13 protein-coding genes are annotated in these 18,745 nt (G+C 57.3%); 10 read left to right on the top strand and 3 right to left on the bottom strand.

Annotated elements, in window-relative coordinates; genetic code table 11:
- Positions 1-107 precede the first annotated feature (107 nt).
- From BLP93_RS10165 to BLP93_RS10135, 7 genes are all read left to right on the top strand, one after another.
- Positions 108-2,312 carry a CehA/McbA family metallohydrolase gene (locus BLP93_RS10165; RefSeq protein WP_161946281.1) on the top strand — a complete coding sequence of 735 codons (2,205 nt, stop codon included), beginning with the start codon at positions 108-110 and terminating at the stop codon, positions 2,310-2,312.
- A gap of 178 nt (positions 2,313-2,490) precedes the next feature.
- Complete coding sequence (locus BLP93_RS10160; protein WP_092120936.1) at positions 2,491-3,096, top strand: four helix bundle suffix domain-containing protein; 606 nt, start codon at positions 2,491-2,493, stop codon at positions 3,094-3,096.
- Between the two features lie 213 nt (positions 3,097-3,309).
- The gene (locus BLP93_RS10155; RefSeq protein WP_092120933.1) at positions 3,310-4,755 is read left to right on the top strand and encodes a DUF3375 domain-containing protein; all 1,446 of its coding nucleotides are present in this window, start codon (positions 3,310-3,312) and stop codon (positions 4,753-4,755) included.
- Positions 4,756-4,796: 41 nt separating this feature from the next.
- Positions 4,797-5,450, top strand: a complete 654-nt coding sequence (locus tag BLP93_RS10150; protein WP_092120931.1) for a DUF4194 domain-containing protein — start codon at positions 4,797-4,799, stop codon at positions 5,448-5,450.
- Entirely contained in the window at positions 5,440-8,895 is a 3,456-nt protein-coding gene (locus BLP93_RS10145; RefSeq protein WP_092120928.1) for an ATP-binding protein, read from the top strand. Before BLP93_RS10150 ends, BLP93_RS10145 begins: the two co-directional genes overlap by 11 nt.
- A gap of 116 nt (positions 8,896-9,011) precedes the next feature.
- Positions 9,012-10,226, top strand: coding sequence for a DUF3322 domain-containing protein (locus tag BLP93_RS10140; RefSeq protein WP_092120925.1), 1,215 nt, complete (start codon positions 9,012-9,014; stop codon positions 10,224-10,226).
- A gap of 123 nt (positions 10,227-10,349) precedes the next feature.
- Positions 10,350-11,288, top strand: a complete 939-nt coding sequence (locus BLP93_RS10135; RefSeq protein ID WP_092120922.1) for a glycosyltransferase family 9 protein — start codon at positions 10,350-10,352, stop codon at positions 11,286-11,288.
- A 309-nt stretch (positions 11,289-11,597) separates the two neighbouring features.
- On the opposite strand, the gene BLP93_RS10130 is transcribed toward BLP93_RS10135, so the two are convergent.
- Both BLP93_RS10130 and BLP93_RS10125 read right to left on the bottom strand, forming a co-directional pair.
- Positions 11,598-12,209 carry an L-threonylcarbamoyladenylate synthase gene (locus BLP93_RS10130; protein ID WP_092120919.1) on the bottom strand — a complete coding sequence of 204 codons (612 nt, stop codon included), beginning with the start codon at positions 12,207-12,209 and terminating at the stop codon, positions 11,598-11,600.
- Positions 12,206-12,796 (bottom strand): TrmH family RNA methyltransferase, encoded by a 591-nt coding sequence (locus tag BLP93_RS10125; protein ID WP_092120916.1) that lies wholly within the window; start codon positions 12,794-12,796, stop codon positions 12,206-12,208. The genes BLP93_RS10130 and BLP93_RS10125 overlap by 4 nt, the downstream gene beginning before the upstream one ends.
- 160 nt (positions 12,797-12,956) lie before the next feature.
- On the opposite strand from BLP93_RS10125, the gene BLP93_RS16665 reads away from it, so the two are divergent.
- From BLP93_RS16665 to BLP93_RS10115, 3 genes are all read left to right on the top strand, one after another.
- Complete coding sequence (locus tag BLP93_RS16665; RefSeq protein ID WP_139162975.1) at positions 12,957-13,142, top strand: hypothetical protein; 186 nt, start codon at positions 12,957-12,959, stop codon at positions 13,140-13,142.
- A 29-nt stretch (positions 13,143-13,171) separates the two neighbouring features.
- The gene (locus tag BLP93_RS10120) at positions 13,172-17,359 is read left to right on the top strand and encodes a DEAD/DEAH box helicase (protein ID WP_092120913.1); all 4,188 of its coding nucleotides are present in this window, start codon (positions 13,172-13,174) and stop codon (positions 17,357-17,359) included.
- Positions 17,360-17,426: 67 nt separating this feature from the next.
- Positions 17,427-18,221 carry a hypothetical protein gene (locus tag BLP93_RS10115; protein ID WP_161946280.1) on the top strand — a complete coding sequence of 265 codons (795 nt, stop codon included), beginning with the start codon at positions 17,427-17,429 and terminating at the stop codon, positions 18,219-18,221.
- Between the two features lie 195 nt (positions 18,222-18,416).
- Here BLP93_RS10115 and BLP93_RS17210 read toward each other — a convergent pair whose 3' ends face one another.
- Positions 18,417-18,710 (bottom strand): transposase, encoded by a 294-nt coding sequence (locus BLP93_RS17210; RefSeq protein WP_425248224.1) that lies wholly within the window; start codon positions 18,708-18,710, stop codon positions 18,417-18,419.
- Between the last annotated feature and the right edge of the window lie 35 nt (positions 18,711-18,745).

Genomic DNA, 18,745 nt, shown 5'->3' with positions numbered 1-18,745 from the left:
AATTTGCAGTAAATATTGCATGGACGTTTTTGTTCATTTTTTTATTGTCTTTGAATGCGCAAGCTGCTCAAAGCGGCGTTCAGGTGAAACAAGGGCCGACGGACATCGTGAATGGAATTGCTCTCCATGAAGAGGACATCACGATATCCAACGAGTTCTATAAGGTTGCCTTTGCCATCGGCACAACTCCTCCTTGGGGAATTCCGCATGGTTCCATCGTGGATTCGGCAATCATGGTCGACGGCGAATGGACGGACAACCGAACGGCTTTGATCGATTTTCTGCCTCATGGCTGGTCTGCATGGCCAAGCACCTACCAGGAAGTCCGTATCCTGGAACAGAGCGGCGACCGTGTGGTTGTTGAAATCAAACGGGATTATGATGAAAACATCGAGCTGGTGACGACATATACGATAGAATCCGGGAATCAGCTGCTTGCCGTCTCCACCAGCATGACGAACACCGGAACCAAAACCTATGATGATCTGCTGGCAGGGTACTCCTTGTGCATGTTGAGCGGATACATGTTCGGTCCATGGGGGACCACCGAGCGTGGTTACGGTCAGGTCGGTGAAGAGTGGTTTGGGGATTATGTGCTGGGGTATGATGAAAATTTCGCCATGGCGATTCATTACCCCGGATTTACTGATTTCGCTTGGGGAACAGGATGGCGTGATCTGTACCAGAAGCAAACATTGCATCCTCAAGACAGTGTCCGGCTTGATGCCTGGATCCAATTCGAAGATGTCGGCAGCACCGCTCAGGTGATGGAGGCGAATCTTCAGATCAAGGAACAACAGTATGGAAACGTCTCCGGAACCGTGAAGTCAACGGCCGGAGATATTGTTCAGAATCCGGTGGTGATCTTCGAAAAAGCCACGCCAGAAGGTGAGGATTTCCTCTATGCCTGGGCTGTCGGCGAGAACGGTTCATATGAAATCCCCTTGCCGGAAGGAAAGTACACGGTCCATGCCGCGGCCAAAGGCTACTCGTTGACCTCGAAGCAGGACGTCGCTGTTGCCGCGGGTGAAAACTTCGTTTTGAACTTCGGAGACATTGAAACGGGCGGGAACGTCGCAATCACTGTCGTGGACAAGAAAACCCAACGTCCCATGGACGCCAGGATCGAAGTCGTTGAAGGTCCGGAAATTCTCGTTGAATATGTCGGCGCAAAGACATTTTTCACCGAGTTGAATACGCCGGGAACAACGAGTTTTCTGTTGGCCCAGGGCGATTATGTACTGTCGGTATCGAATGGAGCCGGATTTACTTCCAGACCTGAAACAATTGAGCTATCCGTTACCTCTGAGGGAGATCACAATCTTTCTCAGGCCATCGAACTGCTGGTCGATCTGCCTGGATCCGGCTGGTATGCTTCGGATTTGCACCACCACTCGGATATCCTCGACGGCGTGACCCCACCGGAACTTCTGGTTCGTTCACAGCTGGCCAGCGGCCTGGATGTCATTTTCGTCAGCGATCATGATTCCATCGGAAACAACAAAACAGTTGGCGAGTTTGCCCAATCCAGAGATGTTCCCTTTGCTTCCGGGATTGAAGTGTCTCCGAACTGGGGCCATATCAATGTGCTGCCGATTCCCTTGGATGATCAGGATGTAGCCATTGACCCGTCCGGAACAGCCGCTTCGATCTTTGCCAAGGCGCGGGAAATGGACGCGCTGGTAATCATTGCCCATCCCTACATCACCTACGGATATTTTCACAGCAATGAACAGGACATGGTTCCCGGCGGCTGGGATGCCGATTTTGATCTGATCGAAATCAACGGCGCCATTTCCACAAAAGACAACCACAAAGCGCTGCAAAGAACCTGGGAGTTCTGGAACAATCAGGAGAAGTACTATCTGGTTGGAGGCAGCGACGTGCATGACGTTCTGCGGTATCCTTCCGGCAATATCAGGACCATTGCCCAGGTGGACGGAGATTTCAGCCTGAACAAGTACTATGAATCCCTGAAGAAGGGTAATTCCTATGCATCCTATGGTCCTCTCGTCTATCCCGAACACAACTTCGGTGAAACCGTTCAGGTGGATTCAGGTAATTTTGAACTGAATTTCAAAACCCTCTCCGTGAATGGGATCGCCAAGATCACCGTTGTCACGGAAGGTTCCAAGTTCAACGATGAGTGGGAAATCGAAGGGTATGCCTTTCAGCAGACGTATGACGAGTCAGCTGAAGAATCCATTTCGGTTGCCCTCAATCCGGAGAAAGACACATGGTACGCCCTGGTAATTGAGGACACGGAAGGCAACTGGGCCATGACCAATCCGATCTGGGTGAATATCATCTAACAGTCAAACAAGATGGTGGTATTGCATCTTTCAGGTGCAATACCACCAATCCTCTAATATTTTTAAACCGCTTGCTTGCCATTTTTGTACTACGTTCGATAAGGTGCCCGAACGGCGCATCATAATATAGGTCCAATAAGTCCCATAGGACCCATACGTCCCATCAAGGACATCAAAAATGGCTGAAGAACCAAAACCCACAGGCTTCATCCCACCACACGGCGGATACCGTGAACTCCTCTCCTACAAGAAAGCGGTCGTCATCTATCTTGCGACGGTGCGCTTTTGTGAACGCTTTTTCAGGATGTACGACAGAACCGTGGATCAGATGGTTCAGGCGGCCCGTTCGGGCAAACAGAATATTGTTGAAGGGAGCATGGCTTCAGGCACATCCAAGTCAATGGAGATCAAGCTGATCAATGTTGCCCGTGCAAGCCTGGAAGAGTTGCTGGAGGATTACCACGATTTTCTGAAAGTGCGGAACGCCCGACTCTGGGACAAAGAGAGCAAAGAAGCCACATATGTGCGCAAGCTGGGAGCGCGGAAGGACGCCTGCTACGAAACCGTCAAGGACTTCATTGAAACCCGACCTCCGGAGATCGTGGCGAACATCCTGATTTGTCTGATTAACCAGGCCAACTATCTGCTCGACAACCAGATTCGCCAGCTTGAAAAGGCCTTTGTCCAGGAAGGGGGCCTCCGGGAGCGCATGACCCGAGCCCGGGTCAATGAACGGAACAAACAGGACAGGTTTAACGCCTTATGCAACAAGAGGCGAACATGATCAGGAACCTCAACCATTGCTCTGACAAGCCAACCTCGGGTGAATCTCGGAGACATGCTGACGGTGGCGCGACATTTACGCCAAGAAGTTGTGAGACAACAGCGTAATTCAGGAACCGGAGCGTGCATGCACGTCCAAGACTGCCTGGATTTCCTCGGTGTAATTGCATAGAGTTCTCGCCTGCGGACGAGTTTTGCCGGATGAGGACTTTGCATGCCCCTTGATTATGCCACCCTTGAGCTGCTGCGCCGTAATCACCCTTCCTGGCGGTTGCTGCGGGCGGATCATGCCTCTTTGACCATTTCTTTTCTGCACCGCGTTTTTCTCGCTTCCAATGTCCGGACCATGTCTCAGGCCGATCTGGTGGAGGCTCTGGAGGACGAACTGTATGTGCTGCGGGAGCAGCGAGGGGCGGAAGCCTTTCCCCGCTCGGCAAAGGACTACCTCAATGACTGGGCGGACAATGACCGGGGCTGGTTGCGCAAATTTTACCCTCCGGATTCCGATGAGCCCCATTTCGACCTGACTCCGGCCACGGAGAAAGCCGTGGTCTGGCTGGAGAGCCTGACCGAACGGGCTTTTGTGGGCACCGAGTCCAGGCTGTTGACCCTGTTCGAACTGCTGCGGCAGATGAGCCGGGGCAGCGAATCCGACCCCGCGGCCCGGATCGCCGAACTGCAGCGCCGGCGGGCCGAGATCGACACGGAAATGGAGCGCATCCTGGCCGGCGACGTCCCCTTGCTGGACGAGACGGGACTCAAGGACCGCTTCCAGCAATTCCTTCAGCTGGCCCGGGAACTGCTGGGCGACTTTCGGGAAGTGGAAGACAATTTTCGCGTGCTGGACCGACGGGTGCGCGAACGCATCGCGCTCTGGGACGGAGCCAAGGCCGCACTGCTGGAAGAGATCATGGGCGAACGCGACGCCATAGCCGACTCGGATCAGGGCAGAAGCTTTCGAGCTTTCTGGGATTTTCTGATGTCCCAGAGCCGTCAGGAAGAGCTGACAGGCCTACTGGAACATGTTCTGAGTCTGGCTCCGGTGGCTGAGATGGAGCCCGATCCCCGGCTGCGCCGCGTCCATTACGACTGGCTGGAGGCAGGCGAGCACGCTCAGCGCACCGTGGCCCGCCTGTCCCAGCAACTGCGGCGTTTTCTGGATGACCAGGCCTGGCTGGAAAACCGCCGGATCATGGACATCCTGCACGGTATCGAGTCCGGGGCCCTGGCCGTCCGCGACAACCAGCCTTCCGGCGGTTTCATGGAACTGAACGAGATGGGCGCGGACATCGAACTGCCCATGGAGCGGCCCCTGTTCTCTCCGCCCTTCAAGGCCCGCATTGCCGACGTGGAGCTGGAACAGGGCGAGGCCGACGTCGATGCTGATGTGCTGTTCGCCCAGATCGTGGTGGACCGGGAAGAACTGCGGCACAATATCCGCCTGGCCTTGCAGGATCGGGCCCAGATCAGTCTCGGTGAATTGACCATCCAACGCCCCTTGCGCCACGGCCTGGCCGAGCTGGTGGCCTATCTGCAACTGGCCGGGGAACGCCCGCACACGGTTGTGGACGAGGCTGTCACGGAAACCGTACAGTGGGAAGTTGCGGAAGACACCCTGCGCAGGGCTCGCTTGCCAAGAGTGATTTTTGTGCGGGATTGAATGGACGGAACAATTCACCTCTTTTTCACCAATCGCAATTCATGAACGAACACCCCCAACATCCATCATCTTCCGATTCTCCAACCGACCTTTCCTCCGTGGTCATCCCTTTGCTCAAGGGGCTGCTCTCCGTGGAAGAGCAGCCCGCTGTATGGAACGCCTTGCTGGGCCTTCAGGCCAGGGTGCGGGATTACGTCGCCGTGCTGGGGCTGGATCTGGTTCTGGACGAGGCCGAAGGCTATGCGTTTCTGCGTTCCCGGATTGAGATCGACGAGAAGGACGACGTCAAGACGCCCCGCTTGATTGCCCGGCGGCAATTGTCGTTTCCGGTCAGCTTGCTCCTGGCCCTTCTGCGCAAGAAACTGGCCGAGTTCGATGCCGGGGGTGGGGAAACCCGACTGATTCTCTCTCGGGACGAGGTGGTGGAAATGATCCGGGTGTTCCTGCCCGCGGGAACCAACGAAACCCGGTTGATCGACCAGGTGGACGCCCATTTGAACAAGGTCGTGGATCTGGGTTTTCTGCGCCGATTGCGCGGTCAGGACCGGATGTTCGAGGTGCGGCGGATCATCAAGGCCTTTGTGGATGCCCAGTGGTTGGCAGAATTTGACCGGCGGCTGGCGGCCTATCAAGAACATGCGCAGACCGGCGCAATCGCCGGGAAAGCCGCAAAGGAAGCGAAAGATGGCGATTGAACGGCAGATGTTCGAACTAATGGCCGACGACCGTCTGGCCGGTTTTCGCCTCCAGCGCCTGGAGATCTACAATTGGGGAACCTTTGACGGCCGCATCTGGACCCTGCGGCTGGACGGGCAGAACGCCCTGCTGACCGGAGACATCGGTTCGGGCAAGTCCACCCTGGTGGACGCGATCACCACCCTGCTGGTCCCGGCGCAGCGCATTTCCTACAACAAGGCGGCCGGCGCCGAGGCCCGGGAACGCAGCCTGCGTTCCTATGTGCTGGGCTTTTACAAGTCCGAGAGAAGCGACACCACGGGCAGCGCGAAACCCGTGCCCCTGCGCGACGAGCACTGCTATGCCGTGGTCCTTGGCGTGTTCCGCAATGCCGGATACCAGAAGACCGTCACCCTGGCCCAGGTTTTTTGGATGAAGGACGGCCAGGGGCAGCCGGCACGATTCTACGTAGCCTGCGAACGCGAGCTGTCCATTGCCGAAGATTTTTCCAGATTCGGGACGGAAATGGACAAGCTGCGCAAACGGTTGCGCAGCTCCGGCGTGGACGTTTTCGACAGCTTTCCACCGTATGGCGCGTGGTTTCGGCGGCGTTTCGGGATCGACAACGATCAGGCCCTGGAATTGTTCCTGCAGACAGTCTCCCTGAAGTCCGTGGGCAATCTGACGGATTTCGTGCGCATGCACATGCTCGAACCTTTTGACGTGGCGCCGCGCATCGCCGCCTTGATCGGCCACTTCGACGACCTGACCCGTGCCCATGAGGCCGTGCTCAAGGCCAAGCGGCAGGTGGAACTGCTCACGCCTTTGGTGGCGGATTGCGATCGGTATGCGGAGCTGATCGTGGGAGCAGCGGACTTGCGGGCTTGCCGGGAGGCTTTGCGGCCGTGGTTCGCCGGATTGAAACTGGAACTGCTGGACAAGCGCCTGGACGGCTTGCGCGAAGAGCTGATCAGGCACAACGGGCTGGTGGGCCGCCTGGAAACCCAGTGGCGGGATCTCCAGGCCCGGGAGCGGGAACTGCGCCGGAGCATTGCCGAGAGCGGAGGGGACCGTATTGCCCGCATTGCCGAGGACATCCGCCTCAAGCTGGAGGAGGCCGGGCATCGGCGGACCAAGGCGGACCGTTACGCGGAGCTGGCCGCGGCCGTGAACCTCAAGCCGGCGGGAGACGAGGATCATTTTCTGGACCAGCGCCGGACGTGCGGCGAGCTGCTGGAGAATGCCGCCCAGGAAGAGACCCGGGTGCAGAACGACCTGAGCGAGAACATGGTGCTGTTCAAGCAGGGCCGGGATGAATACGCCGAGCTGAGCGTGGAAATCAAAAGCCTGAAATCCAGGCGCAGCAACATTGACGAAAAGCAGGTGGCCATGCGCCGCTCCCTGTGCGCGGCCCTGGAACTGGCCGAAAAGGACATGCCCTTTGCCGGGGAGTTGATCCAGGTCCGCGAGGAGGAAAAGGACTGGGAGGGGGCCATCGAGCGGGTGCTGCACAATTTCGGGCTGTCCCTGCTGGTGCCTGATGAGCACTATGCCCGGGTGGCCCAATGGGTGGACGCCACGCATTTGAAAGGACGCCTGGTCTACTTTCGGGTCCGGACCATACGGGGGGCCGGCCGACTCGCCGTACCCGAACTGCATCCGGATTCCCTGGTCCGCAAGGTGGCCCTGAAGCCGGATTCTGCCCTGTACGATTGGCTGGAACGGGAAATGGCCCACCGTTTCGACGTGGCCTGCTGTCCGACCCAGGATCAGTTCCGGCGGGAGACCAAAGCCCTGACCCGGTCCGGACAGATCAAGATGCCCGGCGAACGCCACGAAAAGGATGACCGGCACCGCATCGACGACCGCGGCCGCTACGTCCTGGGCTGGAGCAACGAGGCCAAGATCGCGGCCCTGGAGGACAAGGCCAGGCGCCTGGAAGATCGCCTGGCCGGCATCGGGGCACGCATCGCGGCCCTGCAAAAGGAGCAGAAAACCATCAAGAGCCGCCTGGAAGCGCTTTCCAAGCTGGACGAGTACCGGGATTTCCGGGAACTGGACTGGCGTAGCCTGACCCTGGAAGTGGCCGATCTGGAAGAGGAAAAACGCGGCCTGGAAGCCGCCTCGGACATCCTGAAAACGCTGACGGCCCAGCTCCAGGGCGTGGAAGCGGATCTGGCCAGGATCGAGGCCGAGCTGGGCAGCGCCCGGGACGTACGTTCCAAGGCCGAACAACGCCGCCATGACGCCCAAGAGCTGCGGGATCAGACCAGAATCGTGGTCGACGATGCCGGACCGGAACAGACCGCCCGATTCGGGCAGTTGGACGAGCTGCGCGGAGAAGCCCTGGCCGGACGGCTGTTGACCGTGGAGTCCTGCGACAACCGCGAGCGGGACATGCGGGAATGGCTGCAGGCCAGGATCGACGCGGAGGACAGGAAGCTGTCCCGGCTGCGGGAGAAAATCCTCGCCGCCATGCAGTCCTACGGCACGGAATTCCCCCTGGAAACCCAGGAGGTGGACATCTCCGTGGATGCGGCCGGCGAGTACCGGGCTATGCTGGAGCAGCTCCAAGCCGACGATCTGCCGCGCTTCGAGGCCCGGTTCAAGGAACTGCTCAACGAGAACACCATCCGCGAAGTGGCCAATTTTCACTCCCAGCTGTTCCGGGAGCGGGAAACCATCCGGGAGCGCATCCAGCGGATCAACGAATCCCTGACCCAGATCGACTTCAATCCCGGGCGGTACATCCTTCTGGAAGCCCAGGCAGTGGCGGATCCGGACATCCGGGATTTCCAGGCCGAGCTCAAGGCCTGCACCGAGGGCTCTCTGAGCGGCTCGGAGGATGCGCAGTATTCCGAAGCCAAGTTTCTGCAGGTCAGACGGATCATCGAACGGTTTCGGGGCAGGGAAGGGCAGTCGGAAATGGACCGCCGTTGGACCGCCAAGGTCACCGACGTGCGCAACTGGTTTGTCTTCGGAGCCAGCGAGCGCTGGCGGGAGGACGGCGCGGAATATGAGCACTATGCGGATTCCGGCGGCAAGTCCGGCGGCCAGAAGGAAAAGCTGGCCTACACCGTGCTGGCGGCCAGCCTGGCCTACCAGTTCGGCCTGGAATGGGGGGCGGTGCGTTCCCGATCCTTCCGGTTCGTGGTCATTGACGAGGCCTTTGGCCGGGGCTCGGACGAATCCGCCCAGTACGGCCTGAAACTCTTCCAGAGCCTGAACCTGCAACTGCTCATCGTCACCCCGCTTCAGAAAATCCATATTATCGAGCCCTTTGTCTCCAGCGTCGGCTTTGTCCACAATCCGGACGGACGAACCTCCTCCTTGCGCAATTTGAGCATCCAGGAATACCATCAGGAAAAGGATCGCCAACGGCTGCCTACCGAATCGAAACTTCCGAACGGGGCAATGATCGCCGGTTTGGAGGAAGGCAAACCCGATTTGGCAGCCTTTCGATAACTTCCTGTCGACCCGGAGTTGAGATCCGGATTGTCTTTTTTACGACCTCATGAATTCTTACCCCGGTTGGTAACGATCCATCCGGCTCCCATGCGGAACCTTCTCGATAAGGCGCAATGACCAAACTCACGAACTGGACCACTCCGCTGGATTTGCGCAATCAGGTGCGCAGGCTCTGGGATCGGGGAGTGCTGCCGGCGGCCTTGGTGAGCAGAGAGACTGGGGAAGGGCTCTTTCCCCTGAAGCTCTCCCTGAAAGCTCCCGGAAGCCGCGACCTGGCCGAGCGGTACGATGAGGTTCGGAACTGGATTGCACTGCTGGACCAGGAGGCCCGGCACTACCGGGTGCTGCGCCGGGAGATCAACCATCGCATCCTGGGCGTCAATACGATTCCCGCCCAGGTCTGGGTGGACACCCTGGAACAGGCTTTGGCCCTGATCCAGAAGGGCAGGGATGCCAGGCTGTTGAGCGAGCTGGCCGCATTGACCCTGGAACGCCGACCGGAATTGCTGCCCTGGCTGGCCAGACGCCCTCTGCGCGCCCTGGAGCTGACCGGGCAGTGGCACCTGTTGCTGGATATCGTCTCCTGGCTGCGTGAACACCCACGCCCCGACATCTATCTGCGGCAGGTGGACATTCCCGGTGTTCACACCAAGTTCATCGAGACCCATCGCGGAGTGCTGGCGGAACTGCTGGACATGTCCCTGCCCGCGGAGGCCGTGGATTCTTCGGCCTGCGGCGTGAACGGATTTGTCCAGCGCTACGGCTTCCGCACCAAGACGCTGAGCGTCCGCTTTCGCGTTCTGGATCCCAACGTGGCTCTTCTGCCTTCTGTTCCGCCCCGGAAAGGCGACCAGGATCTGACCCTGGCGCATGAGGACTTTGCCTGCCTTGATCCGCCCCTACAACGGATCTTCATCACGGAGAACGAGATCAATTTCCTGGCTTTTCCCCCTATACCGCGGAGCATGGTCGTCTTCGGCTCGGGATACGGTCTCGACAGGCTGGCCGAGGCCGTCTGGCTGCATCAGCGCGAAGTGCACTACTGGGGCGACATCGACACCCACGGATTCGCGATTCTGGATCAACTGCGATGCTGTTTTCCGCACGTCGTCTCCCTGCTCATGGACAACGAGACGCTGCTGGCGCACAAGGAGTTCTGGAGCATCGAACCCCGTCAGGAAACCCGAGTCCTGCCGCGCCTGACCGCCAGTGAACGGATGCTCTACGACGATCTGCGCTGGAACCGAGTGGGGGAACAGGTCCGCCTGGAGCAGGAGCTGATTGGATTTGACTGGATACGGAAAGCCATTGCTACGTTGGGAGTTTGAACCTTTTCTTCAATTTGATCTGAGGCTTGATTCAACGGATATACTTCAGCTCGTCTCCGACCATCCCATGGCAAACGTGCCACACTGGGGTGCGGCGGTCCCAGGGAAGGGCGCCCGAACCTTATGTCGACCGACTCCACAATTTTATTAATCCATCGCGGTGGCCTGGGTGATTTCCTGATGGCCTGGCCGGCGATGTGGAACATCTGCGTCCGATTCTCGAACAGCAGAATCTACTGGATCGGACCGCAGAGCCGTCTGCACTGGCTACGCCCGCTGGGCGTGCAGCCGAGCCCCAGGGATCTGCAACAGGTTTTCGATTCGCTCTTCGGACGTGAGGATTGGCCCGAGGAGTTTGGGGAGACCCGGATATTCTGGTTCGTACTGGACGCGCACCCGCCGGTTCCCGACCATCCGAATTTACACATATTGCCCGGCATACCGCCGGAGACGGAGGAACAGAAAATCGACATCCCTCTGATTCCTCCCCGCGAATCCTATCTCCAGCACCTTGATCGCCTCGGCATCCATGGTGATGGGTCATGGCAGGCAGCCTGGCGCGACCTGTTCGGCAGGCGTTCCGGACAAGCGATTCCAGGTAACGGCGTTCTTCTGTTTCCCGGGGCCGGTCATGTGATCAAGCAATGGTCCGTGGTACAATTTTTTGAACTAGCAGATTGGCTGGAGAAGCAGGGTAGGGTGGTGCGTTTTGTTCTCGGCCCGGCTGAGACGGATCGAGGGATGGATATCCGGGATTTTCCCGTAATCTGCCCCAATACGCTGGAAGAGTTGCAGAATCTGCTACAGCATGCCGAGTTCGTGGTGGGCAATGATAGCGGCCCCATGCATCTGGCCGGGATGCTGGGCGTACCGGGGGTGGTCCTGTTCGGTCCGGCATCGGAAAAGCAGTGGGGGCCGCCGGGTTTGCGGCCAGTCGGACTGGATCTCTCCTGTCGTCCTTGCACCCTGGCCGGTCGCATCACCTGCGGAAATCCCGCATGCATGCAGGGAATTACTCAGGATATGGTGCGCAGGGAGATTGAAAGGCTGTGGAAATTCTGATTCGGGTTTGGGAGAGGAACCCTTTTTTCGCAGCAAAAAACCGGTTTTGCTGAGGGTGGGCTGCCCAAAAACAAAACCGGTTTTTGCAAAAGGAGGAAGGTTGATTAGAGTATAGCAATCATAATGCCAAACTTGTTTTGTCGGTTGGTTTTGTGTGACGTGGACATCTAAGATAGGAAAATCAATGGTTTCGAGTTTAATCTTCCGGATCGTCTCGCTTTTGGAGATGCAATTTCTTCCCCGAATGGTTCAAAAAACTATACCGAAAAAAACAAACTCTGATTTCTCTGGGGGGTCGGTTCAAAAAATTTAACTGATCTGCCAGCCGGCCTCCTGGAGTTGTTTTGAAGTCACGGCTCCTTCACGAAAGATCTTCAATCGACCGTCTGCCAGGATCTGAACCACGGTGGATGGCAGGCCGCCAGCGGGATAGGGCGGCAGGTCGACGACCATGTCTACTTTCTCGACCAGGGCCGGGTCCAGGTCCTGAGGCCGTCCAGCTGCCGGCTCGCCGCCGGGATTGGCGCTGGTGGCGACCAGGGGGGCTCGACAGTGGAGGGCCAGGGCCTGCGCCGTGGAGTGGGAGGTCCAGCGAACCGCGACAAAGCCATGTGCATCCTGGATCAGCCTGGATAGTCCGTGCCGGGCCGGAACAAGGATGCTCAGGGGCCCGGGCCAAAAATTTCGTATTAGACGAGAAAGCTCCGCATCCTTCCATTCCGTGATCATATCCAACTGGTCCAGGGCGCCGATGATCACCGGCAGAGGCTTGTTCCGGTCGCGCTGCTTGAGGTCGCTGATCCGCTCCACAGCCTGAAGAGAGGTGATGCTCGTTCCCAAGGCATAGAGGGTTTCCGTGGGATAGATAACAACCCCGCCTCGAGCAATGGAATCGGCAGCCTGCAAAATAGCGTTACTCATCGCTCCATCCATGAGCAGACATGTTTCTCCATTTCTTCGGGATCGAAGCTTGGTCGGTCGTAACATCCCCGCAGCTGGCGCTGCCGCCAGGCCTCGTAAAGGATCACCGCCGCGGCTACGGACACGTTCAGGCTTTGGATCATGCCCTGCATGGGAATGAACAAGTTGTCCGGGATCAGCGCATCCAGGGCCGGGTCCTGGCCGCGGTGCTCATTGCCCAGCACGATGGCCGTGGGCCCGGTGAAGTCCCATTCCGGCAACGGCCTGGCCTCGCTGGTCAGACTGGTACCGATGATCTGATACCCCTGTTCACGCAAACCTTTAATCATGGCCGCGGCATCATTGTGCCGGACTCGGTCCACCCATTTCCTGGCCGAGGCCGAAGCCCGCTTGCCGACGAGGGGAAACGATTCACGCGTGTAATACAGCTGCACCCCATGCACCCCGAAGGCGTCGCAACTACGGAGGATGGCCGAGACGTTGTGCGGATCGTGGATATTGTTCAGGATCAAGGTCAGATCTTTCTGCCGTTTTGCCAGAACCTCCCTGATACGCTGGATACGTTCTTCCGTGATGGATTTTCTCATGGTTTTAATAATTGTTGTGATTGCGGTAATGCATATTAAAAAATTAATACGGGACTAACCGATTTGCTCTGCAAAAGCTCCTAACGCAGTACGGTTGCTTGTTCATTTTCACCAAAGATTAATGTTGTGTCGGTAAAGGAGTTTACGAGTCAGTAAAATCATGGCAAATCCTGATTTTAGTCAGGCAGGTGCCAATCTGCTCGATCAAATAATGTGGGTTGATCAAAAATGCAATTCAAGACCAAGCCTGTCAGTTGTTGAAAAAAGCCCGATTCCGCAAGCTGTTCAAAAAATCAACTTTTGTTGCAACGTAGCCAGCGGGGATTTTTCAACAACCTCCCAATGATTCCATCTCACCTGAGGAACACACCATCCATGAACTTCAGCGACAACCAACGTAAACTGGAAACCCTCCTTGCCAATCTCCAACATCTGTCTTCGGATGACCAACGTATTCTGCAAGTCCTGACCGTGGCCTGGAAACACCTGACCATCACGGAACTGCAGAAAATACTGTTGCATCTTGACTGGCGGGACAGCCGGGGAACACCACTGCATCAGGCCGTCACCAAGGCATGGCAGGAAAGAATGGAACGTTTGCATCTGCTTTCCGTCAAAAATGCGCGTTTCCAATGTAACGAGATGATTCGAGAAGAGCCGGCTCGGACCTTGGCCCTGGAAAAAAAGTATGCGGAGGTGCACAGGGTCGTACTCAAGCTTCTTCCATTGCCTGAATTTTCCTGGAACAATCCCATGGATTTTTCGAAAGGCTACCATCGCATGCGCACGGATCTGTATCTGGGGAAATATTCGGATGTAATGCGCGGCATCAGTGGTGTTTCCTCGACGTGGGATCTGCTGCCTTCGCACGAGGTTGCTCAGCTAGCAAGGCTGTGTCTTTATCCTCTGAACCGCTCCTGGGTGGAACAGTTGCCGGACGTGCTCAAGTTTCAGGTCCTGGGAACGTCCCTGATGAAGGGCATGGAGGATCTGATCCCTCGAAACACGCATTTTGAACTGGCCGAAAAATGGTTTCCGAAGATGGCCCAAAACCATTCCGGACCGAAATATGTAATGGCCCAGCAATATCTCATCCGGGGCAACCTCCAAAGTGCCCGGGAGTTGCTGGGTGTGGACCAGAATTCCACTGACTTGAGTCTGTTGGGGTGGTGGCACTTTGTGCGGGGAGAATACGACCAGGCCATGGAGGCCTTCGATGCCTGCATAATCATCATGAAACGTGAAACCCGCAAACGCAACGTGCGAATTCCGGGCATGGCCGGAATTTTTCATAATCTCTGCCTGTTGCGTCGGGGCGAGCCGGAGGATTTGCGACTCATCCCCAAACAAGCCGGATTCATGGCCAAGGGTGAGATACCTGATCCGTATGCAGAAGTATTTGCGGCCTTTGCAGATGCCGCCTTGATTTTACTGGGTGAAAAAAAGCCATCCTCCTGCAAGGATTTGGCAGGTACGTACAACCTGCAACATTTTCCGTATCCGGCCTTGTTCCGGCCTTTGATCAGGTCCTGGTTGGGACAGGATCCCATCGACAAACAACTAAAAGCCTTGTCCGATAATTATCACATCGCGCTGAGCGGAGGGTATCTCTGGTATGCCGAGGAGGCGGAGATGCTGCTCAGGAAAATGGGCAAAATCAGAAACAAGAAGAGCGTCAAAGAGAGCGCCAAAGAGAGCAACAGGGAGCGAACCGACGTTCCCCAAAAAAATGAACATTGGGCGTCGATTACGGAACTCCTGAAACCCAAAGCCTCCTGGGAACTGGCTCTGGATGCCCTGAAAAACATTGGAGCAACCGTCAGTCCCAGTGCTCGGGGAAGTGGCGGCGAGACGCGCATGACCTGGCGGCTGCGCTGCCTCGGCGAGGTGTGTGTTCTGGAACCCCGGGAGCAGAAGCGAAAAAAGAACGGCCAGTGGACCACCGGGAAGAATGTTTCTCCCTACCGGCTTCATGATTCACCAGAGGATTTTTCCTCTTTGACGGACCATGATCGGCGCATTTCACAGGCTTCGTTCGGAAGGATGTCCGGAAGCTATAGCCGGTACGGTGGTGGGTATTCCATTCAGGATTTGGATCAGGCCTTGTTGGCAGCGGTAGGGCATCCCCTGATCTTCTGGGAGGATGATCCGGAGCGCCCGGTGGAGCTGGTCAAATCCGAACCGGCGCTCCAGGTTCTGGAAGAGAAGGAAAAACTGCGGCTGCGCATCGATCCCACGCCTGTTGCGGGTCGCAATTTGGTGCGCCGGGAAGAGACGCGCCATCGTCTGCGCCTGGTGCATTTTGACGAGCGACATCTCAAGATCGCGGATATTCTTGGGCTCAAGGGATTGACCGTTCCGGTTACGGCCAAGGAGCGGGTTCTGGCCAGCATTGCCGAGATTGCTCCGCTATTGGCCGTCCACTCCAATATCGGCGGCAGCCCGGTTCAGGCCGAGGAAGTGGCCGCGGATTCGCGTCCGGTGATCCGCTTGCGTCCAATAAATGGAGGACTGGGCATGGAGCTGTTTCTGCGGCCCATTGCCGGCGGCAACCTGCTGATTCGACCCGGAGAGGGCGGCAAGACCCTCTTTGCGGAAGTGGACGGACGACAATACTGTGCTGTTCGAGATATTCAGGCCGAACAGCTCGCGGTGAAAAAGGTCCTGGAAAGCTGCCCGGTTCTGGATCCGGATGCCAACTGGTCCTGGTTGATCGAGGATTCGGAAGAGGCTTTGGAGACCTTGCTGCAATTGCAGGAACTGGGAGAGTCCGTCGTCCTGGAATGGCCGGAGGGGCAACGGATCAAGGTGGTCCCGGAAGCCGACTCGAGCAAGATGCGGATCAGCGTTCGTCAGCGCAAGGACTGGTTCAGTCTGGAAGGAGAACTGCAGCTGGAGGACGGCCGGGTCCTGGAGATGGCGCAGTTGCTCGCCCTGCTGGAACAGAGTCCGGGACGGTTCATTCGCCTGGAGGAGGGAGACTTTCTGAGCCTGACCCGCGATCTTCGCAAACGTCTGGACGCCGTCCGCGGATACAGCGATGCCGGCCGCTTCAACCCTTTGGCCGCTCCGGCCATGGAAGACGTGTTGCAGGGCATGCGGGTCGATGCGACCAAGCCATGGAAAGATCTTTTGCGGCGCCTGCGGGAGTCCCGCGATTTGACTCCGGAGGTTCCCACGACCTTGCGCGCTGAACTGCGGGATTACCAAGTCGAGGGGTTTCAGTGGCTGGCCAGGCTGGCGCACTGGGGAGCCGGAGCCTGTCTGGCCGACGACATGGGACTGGGCAAGACCATTCAGGCCCTGGCCCTGATTCTGACCCGTGCCAAACTCGGGCCGACCCTGGTCCTGGCGCCCACGTCGGTGTGCATCAACTGGATGGACGAATCCGCACGATTTGCACCCAGCCTGCGTCCGCTGCGCTTCGGGCCCGGAGCACGGGAACAGATGCTGACCGAGGCCGGGCCCTTTGATCTCATCGTGTGCAGCTATGGCCTGCTCCAGACCCAGTCCGAGCAATTGGCCAAGGTGGAGTGGAGCACCCTTGTCGCGGACGAGGCCCAGGCCATCAAGAATGTTTTCACGAAACGCTCCCGGGCGGCCATGGCCCTGCCGGCAGGGTTCAGAATGATCACCACGGGCACGCCCATCGAAAATCACCTGGGCGAACTCTGGAATCTGTTCAATTTCATCAATCCCGGCCTGCTGAATTCCATGGAGCGGTTCAATCGCAAATTCGCCGTGCCCATCGAACAGAACAAGGACAACGAGGCTAGGCGGCGGCTGAAAAACCTGATTCGACCGTTCATTCTGCGGCGTTTGAAAAGCGAGGTCCTGGCCGAACTGCCGTCACGGACCGAGGTGGTGCTGCCCGTGGAACTCAGCCCGGAGGAGTCGGCCATCTACGAGGCCATTCGGCGCAATGCCCTGGAAAAAATGTCCGAACCCATGGATCAGCCCGGCCAACAGCGGATCAGAATGCTGGCTGAGATCATGCGCCTGCGCCGGGCCTGTTGCCATCCAGAACTGGTCATGCCCGGCAACGGGGCGACCAGTTCCAAGTTGCAGGCCTTTGGCGAAATCCTGGATGAACTCCTGGAAAACCGCCATCAGGCCCTTGTTTTCAGTCAATTCACGGGTCATCTCAAACTGGTCCGCGACTATCTGGATAAACGCAAGGTCCACTACCAGTACCTGGACGGTTCCACGCCCATCAAACAGCGCCAGGCCGCGGTGAACGCGTTTCAGGCCGGGGAAGGGGACCTTTTCCTGATCAGCTTGAAAGCCGGTGGTTTCGGACTGAACCTCACGGCGGCGGATTACGTGATCCACATGGATCCCTGGTGGAATCCGGCGGTGGAGGATCAGGCCTCGGACCGCGCCCACCGCATCGGCCAGCAACGACCGGTAACGATCTACCGCCTGGTGACCAAGGGCACCATCGAGGAAAAAATCCTCGACCTCCACCGCCACAAACGCGACCTGGCCACCAGCCTCCTGGAAGGCACGGACAGCGGGGCCAAATTGTCCCTGGAGGAAATGCTGGAGCTGCTCAAGGAATGAGCTTGGCAGCCTACTCAAAACATGTGGCAGCATAACCTGGAAGTCATGATCTGACCCTCAAAAAGGAGTGGGAACCATGAGAAGTATTTTAACGATGGGCTTGATTTTAATCGTGCTCAGCCAAACTCAGGTTTTCGGGCGATCGGTTTACGATCCTTCCGCGGAAGAAGCCTATATCAGCGTGGAGGGGACGACGGCGACCTTTGCCGGCAGTATTTCCGACCTGAATGTGACGAAATTTTTGGATTCGGTCGAAGGACGCGTGGTGGAGACGCTGGTCATCGCTTCCGGGGGCGGTGAAATCAATGCGGGCATGCGGCTGGGAGAATGGGTCTTTGACAATCAGGCGGATGTCGTGGTCGAGAAAATGTGCATGTCGTCCTGCGCCAATTACGTCTTCACGGCAGGGCGGCGCAAAATCATCAACGCAAACGCCATTGTGGGGTGGCATGGCAATGCGTTGCAGAAGAGGGGAATAACTGACGCGGATGTACGGGCAGAGTTAATCCAAGCCTACGAGCAACTTGATGAACAGGCGAAAAATAAACTCGATCTGGAAGGTATGCTCGCGCAAGCCATCCAACAGACGCGCGAATACATGGAGAACAGCAAGGCCAAGCAAGCCCGGTTTTTTGAAAAAATCGACGTCGACGAGTATATCTGCCGAGTGGGAAACGAGGAGTACGGTGTCAGGGATTTTTTTCTGCTTTCCGTTGAAGACATGGCAAAGTTTGGCGTGCGGGATGTGCTGGCTCCGGATGATTACGAGCTTACGGATCTGGAGCCGTACCGGCGCATGGGGAAAGGTGTCGAATTTATCCGGCTGATAAGTTCAGAAGCAGTAAGTCGAATGATCAGGTGACGGGTGGGATGTCGGTAGCCGGAAGGCAGAAGTGGAGGTGGTGAAGCCGAGGGCGTAAAGGGAGTGGAAGGATTGAGGGATGTGGGCATCTCATTTGTACGTACGAACCTTCCTCATCAAAAAATTCCAAAATAAGCGGCTCTGATTAAATCAGAGCCGCTTATTTCGTCGAGCCTGAAAAATCCGATATTTTCGTTACAGGATCATCATAGAAGGCTGACGGGTTGTGGTGCCGAAAAACAGCCAAAGCGTAAAAAGGGCAAAAAAGTGTTCGAACTTCCGAATCCACTTCCTGAAATTGAATGCCGCGGCAGCCATGAACAGGTTGATCGCGTCGCCGAGAACCCCTTTCAGGTAGTTTCGGGACAAGCGATGATCCTGTTTCAGGTGACCAATTATCGGCTCTATTCCTGCTCTACGGCGAAAACGCTCACGGGCGATCCGCCGTTGATAGGGGCTATCGCTTTTCTTCGGACGCCCTGGCCGCAGGATTTTGGTGTCGCCTACATTTTGGTAGCCCCTGT

Source organism: Desulfonatronum thiosulfatophilum, assembly GCF_900104215.1.
GTDB lineage: Bacteria > Desulfobacterota > Desulfovibrionia > Desulfovibrionales > Desulfonatronaceae > Desulfonatronum > Desulfonatronum thiosulfatophilum.
This window is presented reverse-complemented; position numbering and strand designations above follow the sequence as displayed.

Coding starts and splice junctions, on each gene's coding strand:
- BLP93_RS10160 (WP_092120936.1), top strand. CDS start 2,491: ATGGCTGAAGAACCAAAACCCACAGGCTTCATCCCACCACACGGCGGA.
- BLP93_RS10155 (WP_092120933.1), top strand. CDS start 3,310: ATGCCCCTTGATTATGCCACCCTTGAGCTGCTGCGCCGTAATCACCCT.
- BLP93_RS10150 (WP_092120931.1), top strand. CDS start 4,797: ATGAACGAACACCCCCAACATCCATCATCTTCCGATTCTCCAACCGAC.
- BLP93_RS10145 (WP_092120928.1), top strand. CDS start 5,440: ATGGCGATTGAACGGCAGATGTTCGAACTAATGGCCGACGACCGTCTG.
- BLP93_RS10140 (WP_092120925.1), top strand. CDS start 9,012: ATGACCAAACTCACGAACTGGACCACTCCGCTGGATTTGCGCAATCAG.
- BLP93_RS10135 (WP_092120922.1), top strand. CDS start 10,350: ATGTCGACCGACTCCACAATTTTATTAATCCATCGCGGTGGCCTGGGT.
- BLP93_RS10130 (WP_092120919.1), bottom strand. CDS start 12,209: ATGAGTAACGCTATTTTGCAGGCTGCCGATTCCATTGCTCGAGGCGGG.
- BLP93_RS10125 (WP_092120916.1), bottom strand. CDS start 12,796: ATGAGAAAATCCATCACGGAAGAACGTATCCAGCGTATCAGGGAGGTT.
- BLP93_RS16665 (WP_139162975.1), top strand. CDS start 12,957: ATGGCAAATCCTGATTTTAGTCAGGCAGGTGCCAATCTGCTCGATCAA.
- BLP93_RS10120 (WP_092120913.1), top strand. CDS start 13,172: ATGAACTTCAGCGACAACCAACGTAAACTGGAAACCCTCCTTGCCAAT.